At 46.8% G+C, this 20,759-nt stretch carries 21 protein-coding genes and 2 pseudogenes; 21 read left to right on the top strand and 2 right to left on the bottom strand.

Going from position 1 to position 20,759, the window contains the following annotated elements; all coding sequences use genetic code 11:
• The first annotated feature begins 65 nt into the window (after positions 1-65).
• The 3 genes from QT716_RS12270 (at position 66) to QT716_RS12280 (ending at position 4,436) form a co-directional block, all read left to right on the top strand.
• Positions 66-1,619: a fatty acid--CoA ligase family protein gene (locus QT716_RS12270; protein ID WP_317936353.1), complete on the top strand. Its 1,554-nt coding sequence runs from the start codon at positions 66-68 to the stop codon at positions 1,617-1,619.
• A 47-nt stretch (positions 1,620-1,666) separates the two neighbouring features.
• Complete coding sequence (locus tag QT716_RS12275; protein WP_317936354.1) at positions 1,667-1,819, top strand: hypothetical protein; 153 nt, start codon at positions 1,667-1,669, stop codon at positions 1,817-1,819.
• Between the two features lie 637 nt (positions 1,820-2,456).
• Positions 2,457-4,436, top strand: coding sequence for an alpha/beta hydrolase family protein (locus tag QT716_RS12280; protein ID WP_317936355.1), 1,980 nt, complete (start codon positions 2,457-2,459; stop codon positions 4,434-4,436).
• Between the two features lie 62 nt (positions 4,437-4,498).
• Here QT716_RS12280 and QT716_RS12285 read toward each other — a convergent pair whose 3' ends face one another.
• Positions 4,499-4,843 carry a hypothetical protein gene (locus QT716_RS12285; protein WP_317936356.1) on the bottom strand — a complete coding sequence of 115 codons (345 nt, stop codon included), beginning with the start codon at positions 4,841-4,843 and terminating at the stop codon, positions 4,499-4,501.
• A gap of 414 nt (positions 4,844-5,257) precedes the next feature.
• Between QT716_RS12285 and QT716_RS12290 the strand changes: the two genes are divergently transcribed.
• Both QT716_RS12290 and QT716_RS12295 read left to right on the top strand, forming a co-directional pair.
• Positions 5,258-5,467, top strand: a complete 210-nt coding sequence (locus tag QT716_RS12290; RefSeq protein ID WP_317936357.1) for a hypothetical protein — start codon at positions 5,258-5,260, stop codon at positions 5,465-5,467.
• Between the two features lie 96 nt (positions 5,468-5,563).
• Complete coding sequence (locus tag QT716_RS12295; RefSeq protein WP_317936358.1) at positions 5,564-5,854, top strand: late competence development ComFB family protein; 291 nt, start codon at positions 5,564-5,566, stop codon at positions 5,852-5,854.
• Positions 5,855-6,088: 234 nt separating this feature from the next.
• Here the strand turns inward: QT716_RS12295 and QT716_RS12300 are convergent, their stop codons facing one another.
• The gene (locus tag QT716_RS12300; protein WP_317936359.1) at positions 6,089-6,865 is read right to left on the bottom strand and encodes an enoyl-CoA hydratase-related protein; all 777 of its coding nucleotides are present in this window, start codon (positions 6,863-6,865) and stop codon (positions 6,089-6,091) included.
• Positions 6,866-7,222: 357 nt separating this feature from the next.
• Between QT716_RS12300 and QT716_RS12305 the strand changes: the two genes are divergently transcribed.
• The 16 genes and pseudogenes from QT716_RS12305 to QT716_RS12380 all read left to right on the top strand — a co-directional run.
• On the top strand, positions 7,223-8,455 hold the full coding sequence (locus QT716_RS12305) for an EAL and HDOD domain-containing protein (RefSeq protein WP_317936360.1): 1,233 nt from the start codon (positions 7,223-7,225) through the stop codon (positions 8,453-8,455).
• A gap of 78 nt (positions 8,456-8,533) precedes the next feature.
• Positions 8,534-9,388 (top strand): DegV family protein, encoded by an 855-nt coding sequence (locus tag QT716_RS12310; RefSeq protein ID WP_317936361.1) that lies wholly within the window; start codon positions 8,534-8,536, stop codon positions 9,386-9,388.
• A 19-nt stretch (positions 9,389-9,407) separates the two neighbouring features.
• A complete protein-coding gene (locus QT716_RS12315) occupies positions 9,408-10,787 on the top strand; it encodes a DEAD/DEAH box helicase (protein WP_317936362.1) in 1,380 nt (459 codons plus the stop codon).
• Positions 10,788-10,804: 17 nt separating this feature from the next.
• Entirely contained in the window at positions 10,805-11,395 is a 591-nt protein-coding gene (locus QT716_RS12320) for a ComF family protein (protein WP_317936363.1), read from the top strand.
• Between the two features lie 18 nt (positions 11,396-11,413).
• A complete protein-coding gene (locus tag QT716_RS12325; RefSeq protein ID WP_317936364.1) occupies positions 11,414-11,827 on the top strand; it encodes a TIGR03826 family flagellar region protein in 414 nt (137 codons plus the stop codon).
• Between the two features lie 346 nt (positions 11,828-12,173).
• The gene (gene flgM / locus QT716_RS12330; RefSeq protein ID WP_317936365.1) at positions 12,174-12,446 is read left to right on the top strand and encodes a flagellar biosynthesis anti-sigma factor FlgM; all 273 of its coding nucleotides are present in this window, start codon (positions 12,174-12,176) and stop codon (positions 12,444-12,446) included.
• A 36-nt stretch (positions 12,447-12,482) separates the two neighbouring features.
• Positions 12,483-12,980: a flagellar protein FlgN gene (locus tag QT716_RS12335; RefSeq protein ID WP_317936366.1), complete on the top strand. Its 498-nt coding sequence runs from the start codon at positions 12,483-12,485 to the stop codon at positions 12,978-12,980.
• Between the two features lie 13 nt (positions 12,981-12,993).
• A complete protein-coding gene (gene flgK, locus QT716_RS12340; RefSeq protein ID WP_317936367.1) occupies positions 12,994-14,532 on the top strand; it encodes a flagellar hook-associated protein FlgK in 1,539 nt (512 codons plus the stop codon).
• A 15-nt stretch (positions 14,533-14,547) separates the two neighbouring features.
• On the top strand, positions 14,548-15,441 hold the full coding sequence (flgL, locus tag QT716_RS12345) for a flagellar hook-associated protein FlgL (RefSeq protein ID WP_317936368.1): 894 nt from the start codon (positions 14,548-14,550) through the stop codon (positions 15,439-15,441).
• Between the two features lie 482 nt (positions 15,442-15,923).
• Entirely contained in the window at positions 15,924-16,478 is a 555-nt protein-coding gene (locus QT716_RS12350; RefSeq protein ID WP_317936370.1) for a DUF6470 family protein, read from the top strand.
• A 23-nt stretch (positions 16,479-16,501) separates the two neighbouring features.
• Positions 16,502-16,945: a flagellar assembly protein FliW gene (fliW, locus tag QT716_RS12355; protein WP_317936371.1), complete on the top strand. Its 444-nt coding sequence runs from the start codon at positions 16,502-16,504 to the stop codon at positions 16,943-16,945.
• Position 16,946: 1 nt separating this feature from the next.
• Entirely contained in the window at positions 16,947-17,177 is a 231-nt protein-coding gene (gene csrA, locus QT716_RS12360; protein WP_317936372.1) for a carbon storage regulator CsrA, read from the top strand.
• Between the two features lie 194 nt (positions 17,178-17,371).
• Positions 17,372-18,130, top strand: coding sequence for a flagellin N-terminal helical domain-containing protein (locus tag QT716_RS12365; RefSeq protein WP_317936373.1), 759 nt, complete (start codon positions 17,372-17,374; stop codon positions 18,128-18,130).
• Positions 18,131-18,474: 344 nt separating this feature from the next.
• Positions 18,475-18,588: pseudogene (locus tag QT716_RS12370) on the top strand (flagellin); the annotation flags it as partial.
• A gap of 202 nt (positions 18,589-18,790) precedes the next feature.
• The gene (locus QT716_RS12375; RefSeq protein ID WP_317936374.1) at positions 18,791-19,621 is read left to right on the top strand and encodes a flagellin N-terminal helical domain-containing protein; all 831 of its coding nucleotides are present in this window, start codon (positions 18,791-18,793) and stop codon (positions 19,619-19,621) included.
• Positions 19,622-19,965: 344 nt separating this feature from the next.
• Positions 19,966-20,079: pseudogene (locus tag QT716_RS12380) on the top strand (flagellin); the annotation flags it as partial.
• Positions 20,080-20,759: the final 680 nt, after the last annotated feature.

Raw genomic sequence — 20,759 nt, forward strand, 5'->3', positions numbered from 1 at the left:
TTCTTATATACTAATAGAAGAGTAAAATGAATGACTATTCATTCAACTACGAAAGGGGTACAACTATGAATCTGGTAGACCGAGTCCGGGCGACCGCTAAGTCACAACCTGGCAAAACTGCTTATCACTTTATGGGCAAAGACACTTCGTACGCAGAATTCGACCAGTCTGTAGCAATGTTTGCATCAGCTCTGCAAGATCTAGGCGTGAACAAAGGGGATCACGTCGCATTGTTACTAGGCAACACACCGCACTTCCTGATTTCACTTTACGCAACGATGCGTTTAGGCGCAACGGCAATTCCTGTGAATCCAATCTATTCGCCTGATGAAATCTCGTACATTTTGAATGACAGCGATGCGAAAGTTGTCGTTGCGCTTGAGCAGCTGATCCCACTAGTGGAAGCGGCGTCTGTTCAACTGCCTGCAATCGAACACTATATCGTGTGTGAAACAACTAGGGAGACGAGTGAAAAAGTGAGTCAGCTATCTGAAGGAGCACAAGCAAAGACGCACTTATTTACACATGTACTTGCAAGTGGAAAACCAGATATGGAACCAGTTGCCGTCGATGAAAATGAAACCGCTATCATTTTATACACATCAGGTACGACAGGCCGGCCTAAAGGTGCGATGCTGACCCACAAAAACTTGTATTCGAATGCAAGTGACGTCGGGGAATATCTCGGGTTTTCATCCGAAGACCGAGTTGTCGCAACGCTTCCCGTATTTCACGTATTCGCGCTGACTGTTGTTGTGAATGCACCACTCGTCAAAGGCGCGACAATTGTTCTATTACCAAGATTCAGCCCGGGAGACGTTTTCCAAGCGGTAAAAGAACAGAAAGCGACGATCTTTGCGGGTGTGCCAACGATGTACAACTTCATGGTGCAATATCCGGAAGCAAAACGTGAAGACTTCTCCACGATTCGACTGGCAATTTCAGGCGGATCTTCACTCCCAGTGGCATTGCTTGAAAACTTCGAGGAAAAGTTCCAAGTGAAAGTTTCAGAAGGATACGGATTGTCCGAAGCGTCTCCTGTGACCTGTTTTAATCCGTTAGATCGTGAACGGGTACCAGGTTCGATCGGAACATCGATATTGAATGTGAAGAACAAAGTTGTGGATGAACTCGGCGAGGAAGTCCCGGTTGGACAAGTCGGCGAACTGATTGTCCAAGGCGATAATGTCATGAAAGGCTATTATAAAATGCCTGAAGAGACTGCCGCAACATTGCGCGACGGCTGGTTATACACAGGCGACTTGGCGCGCGTCGACGAAAACGGTTATTTCTACATCGTCGATCGCAAGAAAGATCTGATCATCGTGGGAGGCTATAACGTCTATCCGCGTGAAGTGGAAGAAGTGCTGTTTGCACATCGCGATTTAGTAGAAGCCGCGGTTCTCGGTGTGCCGGATCCTGATTTCGGGGAAGCAGTGCACGCGTATGTCGTAGTGAAAGAAGGCAGCGCGGTAACGGAAGAGCAGCTCATCGAGTTTTGTTCGAAGCGTCTCGCGAAATACAAAGTCCCGAAGCATATCGAGTTTCTGGATGAATTGCCGAAGAACACAACCGGCAAAATTCTCCGTCGTTCGTTGAAGGCGCAAGTGAACGCATAAGTTGTTTGAAGCAGAGGGTGCGCATGTGCTCTCTGTTTTTATGTGTTATGGTCGTTAACCGCTCGTTTACACGGGCGAACCGCTCCATTACCATAGCTGTGCGCTCGATTACGTCGGTTAATCGCTCCATTAAGTATGTTGACCGCTCAATTGAATGGGCGAACCGCTCCATTAGCCTTATTGAACGCTCGATTACATAGGCTAACCGCTCCATTAAGTTGAGCAACCCGCCCGCAAGCTGACGGCACCCGCCCGCATTTACGATCAACTCGCCCGATAACTCATGAAAGGCGCCCGCTTCCATGAGCAACCCGCAAGCCCATCCCTCAACGCGTGCAGCGCCACCAATTAATTCCTAAAACCAAGTTGAATTGTGTCTACTTATCGAGAAACTTCTCGTAGTGTCGCAGAAATGCCCCATTGTGATGAAGAAGCACATACCAATGTCCAGGAACACTCCCGCTGTGTCGGACAACCCCTTTGATTTGTTGAAAAACATTCCCTCTGCCCTAAACGCGCGAAGCGCTACCAATTAATCTCTTAACTCATGCTAAATTGTGTCTACTTATCGAGAAACTTCGCGTAGTGTCGGAGAAATGCCCCATTGTGATGAAGAAGGACATGCTAATGTCGTAGAACCCACTCGCTGTGTCGGTAAAAATCTGTGATTTGCCGAAGAACATCCCTCCATCACACAACGCGCACAGCGCAGGGAACCTGCTCGTTACCGCACAGAACCCGCCCGCTTTCACGTGCAACCCGCCCGATACCCCCACCAAAATAAAGGGAAAACCTTACGAGTGTCGAAATAGATGGCATTAGGGGAGGAATGTGGAAATGACAGCGAAACAAACGGTGCAACAGAAGGATATATTGAACATCCAATCAGTCACAAATCCAGTGCTATCTCCAGATGCTACTGAAGCGGTATTCATCGTGACGCAAATTGATGAAAAAGAAAATACGTATCATGCACACTTGTATCATTTGCAAGTGGACTCAGGAAAATCGACGCAATGGACATATGGCAAAGAACGCGTGTCGCAGCCGCAATGGTCACCTGACGGCAGTCAAGTTGCATTCCTATCGACACGGGATGAAAAGAACCAGCTTTACCTCATGCAGGCAGCTGGCGGGGAAGCGCGCAAACTGACAGATTACGAAACTGGTGTGACAAGTTTCCTGTGGTCGCCATGCGGTAAAAAGATTTGGCTGACAAGCACGCTGGAAGACGGAAAAACTTTCACAGACAAAAAGGAAAAAGAAGAAGACAAGCAACCGGAAGCGCTTCGTGTCACGACGATGAAATATAAAATGGACGGAGTGGGATTCATCAAAGAAGACCACCATTCGCAAATCGGCACGCTCGACCTCGACACAGAAGAAATCACAGCATTCACAAACGAACCATTCCATCACTCATTGAATGCAATTTCACACTGCGGTAAAAAACTAGTAATGGGTGTCAACCGAGCGGAAAACAAAGATTTCGATTTCCGTCAGCCGCTCCATCTGGTCGATCTCGACACGAAAGAAGAAACAACTCTAGTCGATGAAGAAGGCTACTTTGGAGGCGCAACGTTCTCCGAGGACGACCGCTACATCGCTTACACGGGTTCCGTCCGTACATTCGAAAACGCAACACATAGCGAATTGTACATCTACGACACTGAAAACCAAACGACGCTTAATCTGACAGAAGGACTGGATGCGCCAATTGGCGACGCAGTCGTTGCAGATACCCAGCAAGGCCCGAATCCGCCAGATGCTGTCTGGACAGAAGGCAACTACTTGTATTTCCAAGTGACAACAATGGGCGACGTGCGACTCTATTTCGCAGACCTGGAAGGCAGTTTGTATCCAGCCTCACAAGAATCAGAGCATGTCTACGATTACGACGTTGCGAAAAATGGACAATTCGCGCTTGCAGCGATTAGTAATCCAGTGAACCCTGGTGAATTGTATCGACTCGATATCGCAACGGGCGAGCGGAAAGCGTTGACTTCATTCAATGAAACCTATGTAAACGACACGATTCTCGTGCAGCCGGAAACGATTCAATTCGGAGGTGCTGGCGGATTCGACGTCCACGGATGGCTCATGAAGCCTGCAACTTACAAAGAAGGCAGCAAGTACCCGCTTGTCGTCAACATTCACGGCGGTCCGCATGCGATGTACGGGAATTCTTTCTTCCATGAAATGCAGCTTCTTGCAGCACAAGGTTGGGGCGTTCTATATATCAACCCCCGCGGCAGTCATGGGTATAGCCAGGAATTTGTCGACGCAGTGCGCGGTGATTATGGCGGCGGAGATTACCAGGACATTATGGATGCACTCGACAATGTGCTGGAAAATCACGCGTGGATCGACAAAGAGAAACTCGGCGTGGCAGGCGGCAGTTATGGCGGTTTCATGACGAGCTGGATTGTCGGTCACACGGACCGGTTCAAAGCGGCAATTACACAACGTTCAATTAGTAACTGGATTAGTTTCTTCGGTGTGTCAGACGTTGGCTACTACCTTTGCGATTGGCAAATCAAAGCGGACATGACAAATGTCGACAAACTGTGGAAGCATTCGCCGTTGAAATATGCAGAGAATGTAAAAACACCATTGCTCATTCTTCACTCTGAAGACGATCTGCGCTGTCCAATCGAACAAGCAGAACAGCTCTATATCACTCTCAAGAGCATGCACAAAGAAACAGAATTCGTCCGGTTCCCGGAATCGGATCACAACTTGTCCCGCACAGGAAAACCGAACTTGCGCATCACGCGTTTGAACGAATTGACAAGCTGGTTCGAAAAGTATTTGTGACATGAGGAAAACGCCTGTCCCGAGTTGCGGGGCAGGCGTTTTTTGAGGGGGGAAGCATGAAGTTAGTCACGTCCGCAGCATCCGTCGTTGACGGGTGTGTCAGGAGTGTCTTGTGCTGCATCGTAAGCGATGCCAGCGCGGATTTTCTTCACAACTGCATCCTCGATACAACATACACCTTTCAGTACATCGGCAAGTGCTTCGTTGTACTCGATCTTTTGGCAAGGTGTTGTATTGTTGTCGTTGAATTCATCAAATTTCCGAACTTCTTCAAACAGGATAGCTGTCGTTGCGAATTCTGTCAGCAAAGCGGAAACGATGATGATTTCACCTAGTGTTAGAGTGCCAGTCTGTAGCGAATCTGACGCTGCAGCTTGCAGCTGATTAAGCATTCTAGCGTGGTCCATGGTCGTTCACCTCCTTTAAAGGGTAATGTGTCCGGACACGTTAAGTTTGTGTCGCGTGTTTCGGGGTGAGATGGACAACCATCCGTATTAAGACTTCTCGAAGCACTTGGTACCATCGAACTGCCGAACAGGAAGGTTGGTGCTGTCCGTCCCTTACTAGTATATGCGGCAGGTTCTCAGTGAGTTGGACAACCAGCCGGGGACAAACTTCTCAAAAATTAGTAGTAGTGGTTTTGTAGCGCGGTCCTAGATGCGGGGAGGTTGTTCGCGTCCGTCCCTTACTAGTCTATGCAGCAGGTTCTCTGCGAGTTGGACAACCAGCCGGGGGACAAACTTCTCAAAAAGTTGTGGAAGGATTTTGAAGCGGGGTTTCTAGATGCGGGGAGGTTGTTCGTGTCCGTTCCTTACTAGTCTATGCTGCTAGAAATCTATCGATTGGACAAGCGCCATCGGTCAACTCATTCAGCGGCTGAAGTACTGATACTAGTGCGTTTTGAATTTGATTTGTCCGAACACTACTACTTTATGCAATTCGATAAGTATGACGTGGACAAACAACTGAGGACAAACTTCTTACAGACACAAAATTGCACAAATGAGCAATGGCGTTTGCAACTGTTTTAATAATCTTGTACGATAAATCCAATGGAAAAACTGACCAATTCTTGAACAGCCAGTCCAATCATCGATACATAGGAAATGAGAACGGAGGAATACCCGATGGGAGTCCACAATGTAATGGAAGACGTCGTCCGAGACACATTGCACACATACAAAGGCAGTCTGCACCTTACATGCGATTGTGAGCAATGCCTGAATGATATTTGCGCGCTGGCTTTGAACGAATTGCCGCCACGCTACATTTCGAACTCAAAGTTCAGTCCATATGTTCGTGTCGAACACGAAGCGAATCATCAAGGCGCCACCACCATTCTTACAGTAATCGCGAAATCTGCTGCGATCGTTTCGGGCAATCCCCGATGTGACACATACGCAGCCAAACACCAGTAAACAGAAACGACCGAAGCGCGAGTGAGCTGCGGTCGTTTTTATGATGAACGATGCAATTCTGTTCACCTCTTCAATAGAACAGGCATGCGATGGGATCCTACGAACCAAGTGTTCCACATTGAATCCGGAAAACTCCCGCTTCTGCGAATCTAACCCTCTCTAATCCAAGTTTTCACCCTCACTCAACACATCCAAACAAAAACACGAACCCCACAACGGAGTTCGTGCTCTCGATTATTTCCCTTGAAACTGCGGCTTGCGCTTTTCTGCGAACGCATTCAACGCTTCAATTCGATCCTCTGTCGGAATCGTAATTTCATACGCTTTCCGTTCAATCGTCAATCCTGTCGCAAGATCCGCCTTCATTCCTTGTTTTATCGCAAATTTCGCCTGCTGCACTCCAATTGGCCCATTTGCAAGAATCGTGTCGGCGAACGCTCGCGTCTCTTCGCGCAATTTCGCAGCTTCGACCGATTTCGTCACAAGTCCGCAAAGAGCAGCATCATCTGCAGTCAGCCGCTGAGCCGTCAAAATGAGCTCAAGCGCTTTCGCTTCGCCAACGAGTCGTGGCAATCGCTGTGTTCCGCCTGCACCAGGAATGATGGCAAGCCCTGTTTCAGTAAGTCCCATAACGGCAGTGTTCGCTGCAAATCGAAAATCACACGCAAGCGCCAGTTCCATACCGCCGCCGAACGCAAACCCATTGATCATCGCAATTGTCGGCTGCGGCATCTGGTCGATCGCCGTAAAGACTTCTCCGATTTTATTCAAATTCCGTTTCACTTCGAGGTCGGATAACGTCTTACGCTCTTTCAAATCAGCCCCCACGCTGAGTGCACGTTCCCCGGACCCAGTCAATACGACAACGCGTACATCCGGATCGATCCGAAGTGTTTCCACCGCTTCACCTAACTCGCGAATCATGTCGTAATTGAACGCATTCATTGCGTCAGGCCGGTTCAGCGTCACCCAAGCAATGCCGTCTTTCTTGTCTACTAAAATCGTTTCCAATTCCATACACCCCCAGAGTTTCTTGTATCCTCTTCAAACATATCATTTCGATCGTATCGAATCCAGAAAGAACCCGATTAATATGCTGTACTAAAGATTATATCTACTCTATAAGTTAGTTGTTTGCAGCGTAGGGCGGCGACTTCGGAGGGATTAGCGAAGATTGAAGACCCCGCAGAAGCGTAGCACCGAAGAGGCTGAAATCGAGCCCCTCGGAAAGCGTCCGCCAGTAGCGGAAAACAACGTCAGTAGTATAACTTGTAGAATTACTTTGATTTCCGTTTTAAAAAAACAATTATGCAAACTAGTCCTAATTTGCTACAATATAGGAAAAACGACTAGGTAGGTGGAACTCCAATGGAACAGAGCGTATTTGTAGGAAGACAGCCGATTTTGGATCGCAACGGGAACCTTTTCGGATATGAATTACTGTATCGCAATAGCCAAGAGAACCGGTTTCCGAACGTCAATCCGGAAAAAGCGACAATCGGTGTGTTGGTCAATACATTCCTCACCATTGGCGCGAACCGAGTGACGGGCAGCTATCCCTCGTTCATCAACTTTACAGGGGAGCTATTAGCACAAGATTTTTACAGTCAGCTGAATCCAAAACGCATTATTATCGAAGTGCTGGAAGATGTCGAAATCACACCTGCACTCGTGTCAAGACTGCGCGATTTGAAACAGCAAGGGTTTAAAATTGCGCTTGATGACTTTGTGCTGAATGAACAATATGCGACTGAAAAAACGTTGTTTACAACAATCGACTACGTCAAAGTCGATTTCATCCAGTCGGATCGACAAGATCGGCAGCGGATCCAGCACTTCGTCCGCTCTTATCCGAACGTCAAACTGCTGGCGGAAAAGATCGAAACGGCAGAAGAGTACGAAGAAGCAAAAGTTGCGGGATACGAGCTGTTCCAAGGGTACTACTTTGCAACACCCGAAGTCGTAGCAGGCGCAGCCGTTCCTTCCGTCGACTACCATACGTTCCAAGTTATGGACAAACTGAACGGCGAGCTGCCGAAAGTGAAAGACGTCGCGGCGCTCATTACACAAGACATGTCGTTAACATACAAACTGCTGCGGTTCATCAACACGTATGCATTCGGCATTCCGCGAAAAATCACGTCGATTCAGCAAGCGATCATGCTGATTGGACTGCAGGAAACGAAGAAGTGGCTGTACATCATTACGATGCATCAGCTCGGTGAAGGCGAAGGCAACGGCGCAGTCAAGGCACTCGTCGACTATTCCATCGTCCGGGCCAAGTTATGCGAACTACTCGCAAAAAGGGCGGGTTACCGGAACTCGGATGAATTCTTTCTCGTTGGAATGTTTTCACTGCTGAACTTGATCTTAAGTAAAGAGTGGGATGAAATCGAACAGGACATTCCGCTGTCGGATGCTGTCATGAAAACGTTGACGGGCGAGCGGACAAAAATGGCGCCTTTCATCGAACTTGCTCAAGCTGTGGAGCGTATGGACGTGGCGGAGACAAAGCGGTTATGTTCAGAACTCGAAATACCGATGAATGATTTATGTGTCTACTCCCAGGAAGCGAATCGCTGGGGACGCAGACTTCATTGAAAAAACTTTGAATTAAAGTTAAATAGCGTTTCCCTATTCACCTGCAATTCGTTAGAATAGGGACAGGAGTTGATAAGTTTGAAAATAGCAGTCGTGACAGATAGCACTTCATATTTACCGGAAGACTTGCGCAAGCGCCTCGGCATCCATGTCGTTCCGCTCGCAGTAACAATAGATGGAAAAGCTTATCGAGAAGAGATCGATATGACGACAAACGAATTTTACGACAAAGTACGCGGAGACGGTCCACTGCCGAAAACGTCCCAGCCATCCGTTGGTGAATTCGCAGCGAAGTTCAAAGAGCTGAAAGAAGCGGGTGCTGAAGGAATTGTTACCATTCATCTATCCAGCGGCATCAGCGGTACATATACTGGCGCAGTCCAAGCGGGCGAATTGGAGTCAGAGTTAGATGTGCGTGCTTTCGACTCGGAAATTTCCTGTTATATGCAAGGGTATTACGCAATTCGTGCGGCAGAACTCGCGCAAACAGGTGCATCGATCGATGAGATTATGACCGAACTCGACGAAATGAAACAAACGATGCGCGCGTATTTCATGGTCGACGATTTATCGCATTTACAGCGCGGCGGCAGACTCTCGAGTGCACAGGCGTTGATCGGCGGCTTACTGCAAGTGAAACCCATCTTGCATTTTGTCGATAAAGTCATCGTGCCGTTCGAAAAAATCCGCACACGCAAAAAAGCGATGAAACGGATCGCCGATTTACTCGCGGATGACACGGCGAAAATGCCATTAGAAGCATCTATTATTCACGGGAATTGTCCTGAAGAAGCAGACAAATGGTTAGCTGAACTGAGCGAACGACTTCCAGAAGTGGAGTTCACGATCAGCCATTTCGGACCCGTTATCGGCACGCACCTCGGTGAAGGCGCGATGGGACTCGGCTGGGTGAAACGGAAAACGAAAAACTAAACAAGCAGGGGGTGTGCGGATGAACAAACCATTCGATCCGGCCGTCAGAGAGTTTCTGGACGGTCGCATTTGGTTGCGTCAGCACACCCCTTTTCCTATGGAAACCATTGATGCGCATATCGAAAGCGGCGCGATTGGAACGATTCTTGGAGTGACAAGGAAAAAAGGACTGTTCGGTCAAGCCCAGCACACATGCAACCGGTGTGAAAATACGAATCCGGATCTATTCACGGTGTTTCACTGTTTGCGATGCGAAGGACCGTGTGCGTATTGCCGCAACTGTCTGCAAATGGGAAGAGTGTCGATGTGCACAGACTTGATGGTCTGGACAGGTGAACGGACGGAATATCCGACGGACCACGCGCTCGCATGGGAAGGGACGTTAACTGTTCATCAGCAGCGTGCATCAGAAGAACTGTATGAAAGTACTCTATTGGCGAGACCGCATCTTATTCACGCAGTGTGCGGTTCAGGGAAAACTGAAATATTGTTTGAACCGATTCATCGATTGCTGTCGACAGGAAAGCGGGTATGTATTGCCGCACCGCGAGTCGACGTTATTTTGGAGTTGGAACCGCGGTTGCGCGCTGCGTTTCCTTCGACAACACTTGAAGCATTGTATGGCGGGGCAGATGTGAAAGCGTTCGACGCACAGCTGATTTTAGCGACAACGCATCAGCTGTACCGTTTTCGACATGCATTTGACGCTATTTTTGTCGATGAAGCCGATGCGTTCCCGTATACCGCGGAAAAAACGCTGCAGCACGCTGTAAGGAAAGCCGTAAAACCTGGCGCGCCGATACACTTCGTAACCGCAACGCCATCCGATCGACTGATTGCGGCTGTTAAAAAGTCAGGAGCGGTTTCGACAATTTACCGTCGTTATCACGGACATGCATTACCAGGGCCGCGCTACCAACCACTATGGAACTACTCAAAACAGCTGAACAAAGGACACATACCGAAAGCGCTTGAAGCGTGGATTCTATTACGTTTGAAGCAAGACGAACCGTTTCTCGTCTTTTTCCATGAAATCGAGCTGATGATGAAAGCGGAGAGTGCCATTCGGAAACTCGATGATCGAATCCGAGCAGTCCATTCAGCGCATCCTGATCGGAAACAGCACGTTCAAGATTTACGGTCTGGTTTAATCCCAGGCTTACTGACGACGACCATTTTAGAGCGCGGGATTACGATAAAAAATATCCAAGTGGCGTTCGTCGGTGCGGAGCAATCGATTTTCGATCGAGGTGCTTTAGTTCAAATCGGCGGCCGTGTCGGACGGAACGTCAATCATCCAACAGGGGATTTTGTGTTATTTCATAACGGGATCAGTTACGCCATGGACAGCGCAAAACGGGAAATCAATCGACTGAATGCAGGAGGCGAAACGCCATGAAACCGTGCTTACTCTGCATGAAATCATTGACAGAAGTTCCTTCCTGGCAGTCGTTTTTCGGTCTGGAAAAGAAAAAGACTCTTTGCGACAGCTGTTCAAATCGCTTCAAACGTGCCGACATAAAGGAAGAAGATGCTGTGCTGGACGCAGTTCATTCCTTATATGAATACGATGACGCGATGCGCGACTGGCTTCATCAATATAAATTCTTACAAGACATCGCACTCGCCGAAGTTGTTGCGCATGACCTGCGCAGTGCATTTTCTCGTGAAGATGTCATAGTCCCGGTTCCCATGCATCCCGAACGTGCCAAGATCCGGACGTTTTCGCATGTGGAGGCACTTTTGGCTGCGGCAAATCGTCCTTATGTACAGCTGCTGAGGAAGACGAATCCAGGTGTGATGGGAGAAAAGTCAAGACAAGAACGGCTTGAGATGGAGAATTTATTCGCATTGCTTCCAGGTGCAAAAGTGGAACCAATCACTTATCGACTGGTCGATGATATCTACACAACAGGAACGACGCTTCGACAAGCGGCGGCTGTGTTAAAACAAGCAGGTGCAGCAAGAGTGGAAGTGGTCACGCTCATTCGATCGGTCCAGAAATAACCCAAGGGGGAAAGACAGATGGCAGAACTAAAAACATGCCCGTCGTGCGGACAGTTTTTCAATTATAACGGCCTCCGCGACATTTGCGGCAAATGTGCCATGAATGAAGAGAAGATTTACGAAGAGGTATATCGGTTTTTACGCAAGCGGGAAAACCGCGCGGCGACAATCGAGCGTATCGTAGAGATGACAGACGCAACGGAGACGCTGCTGCATAAGTGGGTGCGAAAAGGCCGCCTTCAGCCCGCAATGTTTCCAAACCTCGGCTATCCATGCGACAATTGCGGCAAGCTGACAGCGAAAGGGAAGTTGTGCGACACGTGTACGACGGAGCTAAAAAAGGATTTGCAGACGTTCGACGCAGCGACGGAGTTCAGGGAAGCGATGCAGCAGCAAGAGAAGGCGACTTATTTGGCGGGGCGGAAGAAGTAAAATATCAGGGATAGTTGACGGTGTTGATTTACGTTGCAGCCGGTCGCTTTCCTAGGGGCTCGACTTCAGCCTCCTCGTCGCTACGCTCCTGCGGGGTCTTCAGTCTTCGCTGATCCCTAAGGAGTCGCCGGCTTCCACTTCAATCAACGGAGCTTGTTGTTACTTAGTCTTCAGTTATGAAGGAGAAAGAGAAAAAAGAAAAAAGATAAAAGATAGTGATAGAGCGTGTAGGTATCGAGTTCTAAAAATGATTTTAAATAATTTCATACGAAAGGCCCTTCAATTACTCGGAAATTAGCCGAAATAGTAGGTAAGAAACAAAACCATTCCAAAGGAGCGAGAACACATGAAGATTAATAACAACCCTATCCCACCTGTGAACCCGTACCGGGCGAATCAGATTAAAAGTGAAAAAGCGAACCTGGAGAAAACGGTTCAAAGCGACCGACTGGAAATTTCAAAAGAAGCGAAGCAGCTTTCCGAAACAAGCCCGGTTACCGCAAAACGTAACGAAAAAGTGAGCGAACTGAAAGCGCAGATCCAAGCCGGAACGTACGAAGTCAATGCAGAAAAACTGGCCTCCGACTTGATCGGCTATTACCAGCCGAAACAACCGTAAGCGCATTTATCATGAAGATAGCAGGAGGAGTGCAAGATGACAATCGAACCGATTCTAGCGACGCTAGACCAATTGGAAAAACTTCATATTAGCCTGCTGCGCATTGCGAACGAAAAAACGTCACGCATTAAAAAGAACGACATCAGCGGACTCGACCAGCTCTTAAAAGACGAGCAAGCGCACCTGGCTGCGATTTTGCAGACAGACAAAGCGCGTGAACAAGCGGTCGTTTCACTCTTCACCGAACAAGGACGTCCGGTGCCGCTCAACCCCTCAATTTCTGACGTATTGGACATCACCGAAGAGCCTGACCACACACGGCTCAAGGAGGCGAAAGACCGTCTCCTGCACGCGATTCATGAATTGAAATGGCAGAACGATCTGAACCAGAAACTGACGTATCAATCTCTTCAATTTGTGAATCTGTCGCTGGACATGGTCCGTCCCCGGACGGAATCGGTCAACTACTCGAAGAAAGAAATTCAAGGCAACGCGGTAACGAAAGATCTCGCATCGTTCGATTCGCAAGCTTGAGGAGGAACACGTAATGGGCTCCACATTTATGGGACTAGAAACAAGCAGACGCGGCCTGCAAACACAGCAGTCCGCTCTTTACACGACTGGGCACAATATCAGTAACGCCAACACACTCGGCTACTCGCGCCAGCGCGTCAACATGCAGACGACTGGCGGATTTCCTGGAGTAGGATTAAATGCAGGAACAATGCCTGGATTCCTAGGAACTGGTGTTGAAGCGGGTTCCATCCAGCGCATCCGTGACGGCTTCGTCGACCAACAATACCGAGGTGAAACGAATAAGCTCGGCTATTGGGATACACGTTCAAAAGCAATCGGACAAATTGAGGATATTATGAATGAACCATCTGAATACGGCTTACAAAAATCACTGAGCCAGTTCTGGGGCAGCCTGCAAGACTTGGCCACGCATCCGGAAAACGGCGGAGCGCGTAAAGTAGTCATTGAACGAGGGATTGCAGTCGCAGACTCGTTTAACTATATGAATAAATCACTAGAAGAACTGAAAACGAATGCCGGACAAGAAATCGGGATTTCAGCAGTGGAGATCAATTCAATCATGAGTCAAATCGCGGGATTGAATGACCAAATCGCATCGATTGAACCGAACGGCTATTTACCGAATGACTTATACGATGCACGCGATGTTTTAGTCGATAAACTTTCAGGGTTCCTGCCGATTGAAACGAGCTATACAAAGTCAGGCGGCAATGCGTCTTCCGTTGCAGAAGGCATCGTGACGATTAAAGTGAAATTAGGTGGAAATCCTGCACCTGAACCGATTACGGTTGTAAGTGGGAAAGACGCGGCGACATTGAAGTTGGATGGCGCTGACAGTAAAGGCTATCCAACAGCACCGGTTACTGGATTTAGTTTTACTGGAAATGGTAAAGCGAGTGGCGGTCAAATGAGCGTCGACAATATGTTGGATACGGGAAGTTTAAAGTCGTTTGTTAACACGTATGGGTATCAAACAAGTGACGGAGTAAAAGGTTTGCTTCCGGATATGATTACGAAACTCGACAAAATGGCAGACGCCTTTATGAGTGAATTCAATAAGCAACATGAAAAAGGATACGAATTGGATTCTACGACACAAGGCGAAGCGTTCTTTGAAGGAACTGGAGCTGACGGCATCAAAGTCAGAGGATCCATTATCAAAGATCCTTCAAAAATCGCTGCATCATCCGCGGCAAGTGCTGAAGGTAATGGCGAGAACGCCAAGATCCTCGGTCAAGTTCAGTTCGTCAAAGTGAACGGCGAGGGAGACGGCCAACTAGGCGGAGCGACAGTTCAAACCTATTTCCAAGGAATCATCGGAGAACTCGGTGTAGACGGACAGCAGGCTGCCAAGATGAAATTCAATTCGGAGACGCTCTTAATCTCAGTAGAGAATCGGAGAGCTTCCATCAGTTCCGTTTCGCTCGATGAAGAAATGACAAACATGATTAAGTTCCAGCAAGCGTATAACGCTTCTGCACGAATGGTCACAGTGGTCGATGAAACCCTCGACAAAATCATCAACGGTATGGGCGTCGTCGGCAGATAATGAGGAGGAACAACAATGCGCGTAACACAATCAATGCTTTCCAACAACATGCTGCGTAACTTGACGACAAGCTACAACAAAATGGGCAAGCTGAACGATCAACTGACAACAGGAAAGAAAGTCAATCGCCCGTCCGACGATCCGGTAGTGGCCATGCGCGGCCTCAACTACCGCATGCAAGTCGACAAAGTCGCACAATATCAACGCAATATCGGTGAAGTCAACAACTGGCTGGACAGCACAGATGATGCGTTGGATAAAGTCGGACAAGTTCTCCACCGTACGAAGGAACTTGTGACGAATGCAGCGAACAGCGGCGCAATGACGGACAGTGACCGCGATAAAATCAAGGCGGAATTGACTCAGCTGCGCGAACAGCTTCAAGATACGGCAAATACTAAGTCCGGCGATAAATATGTATTCAGCGGAACGAAAACGAGTACACCTTTGTTCGGAGTGAAAGCAGGCGAGGGAGAAGCTAGATTTCCGGATGAAAATGATGCATCGTATAAAGCATTTACGTCTGATGTAAACATCGATGTGTTTGACGGCGTGAAGTTGAACGTGAACTCGAATGCCGTCGAGCTTTTTAAGAAGATTGATAAAGTATTTGCTAGTTTAGAGAGTGAAGGTGTGGATTTCGGTAAAGCAATCGGCGAAGTGGATGGCTTAATGGATGATTTATTGACTGAACGTGCAGACGTCGGTGCCCGACAAAATCGAGCGGAGCTTATGAACAATCGGTTAGAAACGCAAGAGGGCATCGCGAAGAAGCAGCAGTCGTTGAATGAGGATATTGATTATGAGAAGGTCATTACAGATATGATTTCTCAAGAGTCCGTTCACCGTGCGGCTTTGTCTGTGGGCGCGCGAATCATCCAGCCATCGTTGGTGGATTTCTTAAGATAATACGTTTCGCACAGGTGTGCCAGGTACTCTTGTGCCTGGCATTTGTAATTTGACGGTGTTGATTGCTGCTACAGACGAACGCTTTTCGCTTGGGGGTGCCTGTGCCCGACACCATTCGCGTCCTTCCGCGAATTGTGACGGGCACAGATACCCTGCAAAAATAGAACAATATCGCGCAATGGGACAAGATGGCCAACCTAACGCACTGGTTTTGGACCGAAAAATGTCAAGCGATTTCTCGGCATGGTAGATCACACCCAAAACCATGGGGGAGGTATGCATTCAATTCCATGGATTTAGGGCTATTCCGCTCAAAGGCTGACAGGCTGTCACACAATTGGGCCTGCAGGATGCAGGTCATGCAACCGTTGCCGCAGGACGCGGCGCACTTAGGTTGCCTTCCTTCCGAATGGTGTAACAGTCTTCCAGCCGTCATAGTGATTGAATCCCGTTGAAATAAAGATTAGTAGGAGGTTAAGTAGATGGGTATTCCACAGTTACAGATCCAAACGACCCGGGGAAGATTGGCGTTGAATATAGAGAAGCCTGTGCAGCAGATTGAACAGCCAAAAGCGACAATAGATATTCAGCAGCCTGCTGCGACGTTGGAAATCTCTACTACTAAACCTCGATTATCTTTAGATACGACTGCGGTTAGGGAAGATATTGATATGAAGAGTGTGTTTAAGCGTAGCGAAGAGTATGCGCAACTTGGACGCCAAGGTGCGAGTGAAGGAACGGCGAGGCGTGCTGAAGAGGGGCAGCAGCTATTGCGTATCGAGAATGGCGGGAATGTGATCGCGGATTTAGCAAAACAAAATGGAACACCACCACCTGCTCCTTTAGGAATACGATTTGTTGCCAACCGTTCAAAGATCCAAATGTCATTTTCGCAAGGTAGTACGTCAATCAATGCAACACCTCAAAAACCGATTATTAACGCTCAAACCAATAAACCGATACATACCTACACCCCAGGTAAAGTCACCGGACAAATGGAACCATATCCATCTATTCAGATCGACTGGAAAGGTTGATTACAATAAAAGGAGCATCTATTATGACTATACAAACTAAGTTCCATGGGGAAATCCCGACAGAAGAACTTACAAATTGGACTTTTCCTAATGGTCTACCTGGTTTAGAAGACGAAAAGCAATTCGTCATCCTGCCAATTGAAGGGAACGATATTTTTCAAGTCCTTCAATCAGTCAACAATTCAAATGTGGCGTTAATCGTATCGAATCCCTACACGCTGATCAATGACTACTCATTTGAAATTGACGAACCTACGATTGATTTGCTAGAAATCAAATCACCAGAAGATGTTATGGTGCTTGCAGTGATGTCATTAAAGCAACCGTTCGAATCTTCAACAATTAACCTTCAAGCCCCACTTATTTTCAACATTAACAATCAAAAAGCAAAACAAATGATTATGAATGATGCAACCTACCAATTGCGCCAGCCAATCGGTCAACCTATTGTGAAAGGGGCGCGTTAACATGCTAGTCCTTTCTCGCAAACCAAACGAAACGATAAAAATCGGTGATAACATCGAACTTCGGATTATTGAAGTAAAAGGGGATAATGTGAAGATTGGAATTGAAGCACCAAAGTCAGTAGATATCTTACGTGGGGAATTGGTGCAATCAATCTCTGATACGAATGCAGAAGCTATTACACTGGACTTGAACCTGTTTAATCAATTGATGAAGAAAGACGGGAGCCTGTAAATAGGTTCTCTTTTTTATTTCAATAAATAATTCAAGAATATTTATCCAAACTACTAAACACTCAACCAACCAATCCGATATTAACTATGTAAGCAAGAGAAGGATGTTTCGGCCGGCACTCTGACTCAAGCGAACAACAAAATTATCAGGTTCACAAGGACGTGAACCTAAAACAACTCAAGGAGGAAATAATAATGATTATTAATCACAATATCGCAGCAATGAATACACACCGTCAACTAGGTTCAAACAACGCAGCTGCTTCAAAGAATCTAGAGAAATTGTCTTCAGGCATGAAAATCAATAAGGCTGGAGACGACGCAGCAGGACTAGCAATCTCAGAGAAAATGCGTGGGCAGATTCGTGGTTTGGATATGGCGCAGAAAAATGCGCAAGATGGTATCTCACTGATTCAAACAGCTGAGGGCGCATTAAACGAAACCCATGATATTCTACAACGTATGAGAGAATTGGCTGTGCAATCATCAAATGATACGAATACTACAACTGATCGTGGTGAGCTGCAGAAGGAATTCAATCAGCTTGCTAAAGAAGTAACCAGAATCGCAAAAAATACGGAATTCAACAGTCAAAAGTTATTGGATGGCAGTACAACGCCAACTACAAATGGATTTACATTCCAAGTAGGTGCCAATACTGGCCAGAATATCAATTTAAAAATTGGTAATATGGATGCAACTGCATTATTAATCGGAACTGGAACGGATGAAACTAGCACAGTTGGGGTAGCTATTAACACCCAGACAGATGCCAACACCGCAATTTCTACTATTGAAACTGCAATAGGTACAGTTTCGGCAGAACGTTCGAAATTAGGGGCAGTTCAAAATCGTTTAGAGCACACAATCAATAACTTGGGTACTTCTTCTGAAAACTTAACACAAGCAGAGTCACGTATACGTGACGTGGATTATGTTTTATCAGCTGCGTAAGCAACTGAGACAAACACAGTCGTCCTGACTGGTAACGGTCAGAGAGTACGATCGGGTGAATTGCTGGAAACCCCTGAAGCTTTCTTCCCCACAACGTAACTGGAAACGGTAAGCGTGATGGGCTGAAAAGAAGAGAGATTGGGCAATCAGCAGCCAAGCTCCTGTCTCGAAAGAGTGGAGAAGGTTCAACGACTAGGATAGACCATCTACCGCGCAAGCCATGATGATGAAATCCGTAGGAAACGCAAGAATGAGTACCTTGCTGATCCGAAGTGCCCGACCCCTACCTAATGTGGAGGGTGAAGATATAGTCTAGTCATTTATGAAAGTAAATGTTTCGCACGATGGCGAAAGAAATGATGTCGTTCACTAAGAACAACATCTTAACTCAAGCAGCACAAGCAATGTTGGCTCAAGCGAATCAGCAGCCGCAAGGCGTACTTCAATTACTTCGTTAATAAATTATTTACGCAGCTCTTTTCACTGGGTTGCGTTTTTATTTAAAGTATATTTGTCCGAAAGCTTAAAGGGGATGTAATTTAACCGATAATATCTATAAGCAAGAAAAGGATGTTCTGGCCAGCATTCTAAATTAAGCGAATATCTATATTATAAGGTTCGCAAGGATGCGAACCCAAACAACTCAAGGAGGAAAATATAATGATTATTAATCACAACATTGCAGCAATGAACACGCACCGCCAATTAGGATCGAACAACGCAGCAGCATCAAAAAACTTAGAAAAGTTGTCTTCGGGAATGAAAATTAATAAAGCCGGAGACGACGCAGCAGGCTTAGCAATCTCAGAAAAAATGCGTGGACAAATTCGTGGTTTGGATATGGCACAGAAAAATGCTCAAGATGGGATCTCACTAATTCAAACAGCTGAGGGCGCTTTGAATGAGACACATGATATCCTGCAGCGTATGAGAGAACTAGCAGTTCAATCATCAAATGACACAAATACCGCTACTGACCGTGGTGAACTTCAAAAGGAAGTAGACCAATTAGCACAAGAAATCACAAGAATTGCAAATAATACGGAATTCAACTCACAGAAGTTAACAGATGGATCGTTTCTCAAGACAGGAACACCATTAGGTACAACTGATGGTGTTGATCTGAAGTTTCATATTGGTGCAAACACTGGACAAAATATAACAGTTGATATCGGAGCAATGGATGCAGCGTCACTTGGAGTATCAGCGGCCGTAGATGCTGAAAATGCAAAACCTACATGGGTAGATAATAAAGTTACTGTTCAAGCGAAAACAGCCAAAGGAATTGATATTTCGACACAGGTTAAGGCAAATACAGCGATAAAAGCAGTTAATGATGCAATCGAAACAGTTTCAGCAGAACGTTCGAAATTAGGGGCAGTTCAAAATCGTTTAGAGCACACAATCAATAACTTGGGTACTTCTTCTGAAAACTTAACACAAGCAGAGTCACGTATCCGCGACGTGGATTATGTTTTATCGGCTGCGTGAGCAACTGAGACAAACACAGTCGTCCTGACTGGTAACGGTCAGAGAGTACGATCGGGTGAATTGCTGGAAACCCCTGAAGCTTTCTTCCCCACAACGTAACTGGAAACGTTAAGCGTGATGGGCTGAAAAGAAGAGAGATTGGGCAATCAGCAGCCAAGCTCCTGTCTCGAAAGAGTGGAGAAGGTTCAACGACTAGGATAGACCATCTACCGCGCAAGCCATGATGATGAAATCCGTAGGAAACACAAGGCTGAGTCCCTTGTCAATCCGAAGTGCCCGACCCCTACCTAATAAGGAGGGTGAAGATATAGTCTAGTCATTTATGAAAGTAAATGTTTCGCACGATGGCGAAAGAAATGATGTCGTTCACTAAGAACAACATCCTTACTCAAGCAGCACAAGCAATGTTGGCTCAAGCACAGCAGAATTCGCAAGGAGTTTTACAACTTCTAAGATAATGTTGTACGGGCGTCTAACTTGGTAACGAGTTAGAGCATCACTGGGTGAATTGCTGGAACCTCCTAAGAGCTCTTCTACCACAGCGGAACTGGAAACGGTAAACGTGATGGTTTGAAAAAGAAGAGATTGGACAATCAGCAGCGAAGCCCCTGTCGGGAAACCGTGGGGAACGTTCAACGACTAGGATAGACCGTCTAAGGCATTCGCTATGACGATGAAATCTGTAGGGTGTTACAAGTCGTAACATTCGAAGTGCCCAGCTCCTGCGAACGTGCAGGATGAAGATATAGTCTGACCTCGTTTAGAAATGGCGGGACAAGTCGCAAGCAAACCAACAGCCTCAGGGCGTTCTACAACTTCTTCGTTAATCGAACCCTTGGCACAAAAAAAGAGACTTCCTCGTGAAGTCTCTTTTTTATACGTTATACCTGACCTTTCTTACGCAAATCGGCAGCTTTGTAGACAATTGCCCAATAACTACGCTTAAGTGTTTCAGCAATGTCACGGTCGGTGCAATTACTTTGTTTCATAGCTATAAGCGTAGCGATCTCATCTGGTTGTAAACGTTAAACTAGAGACAACAGTTTTCAACAAATAAGATTCAACAGTTTTCCATCATAAATCTACTTTCTATATACTGTAGGCAGTCTATAGAAAGAGAGGAATAGGATGTGGAAAA

The organism is Sporosarcina aquimarina, assembly GCF_033253705.1.
Classification (GTDB): domain Bacteria; phylum Bacillota; class Bacilli; order Bacillales_A; family Planococcaceae; genus Sporosarcina; species Sporosarcina aquimarina.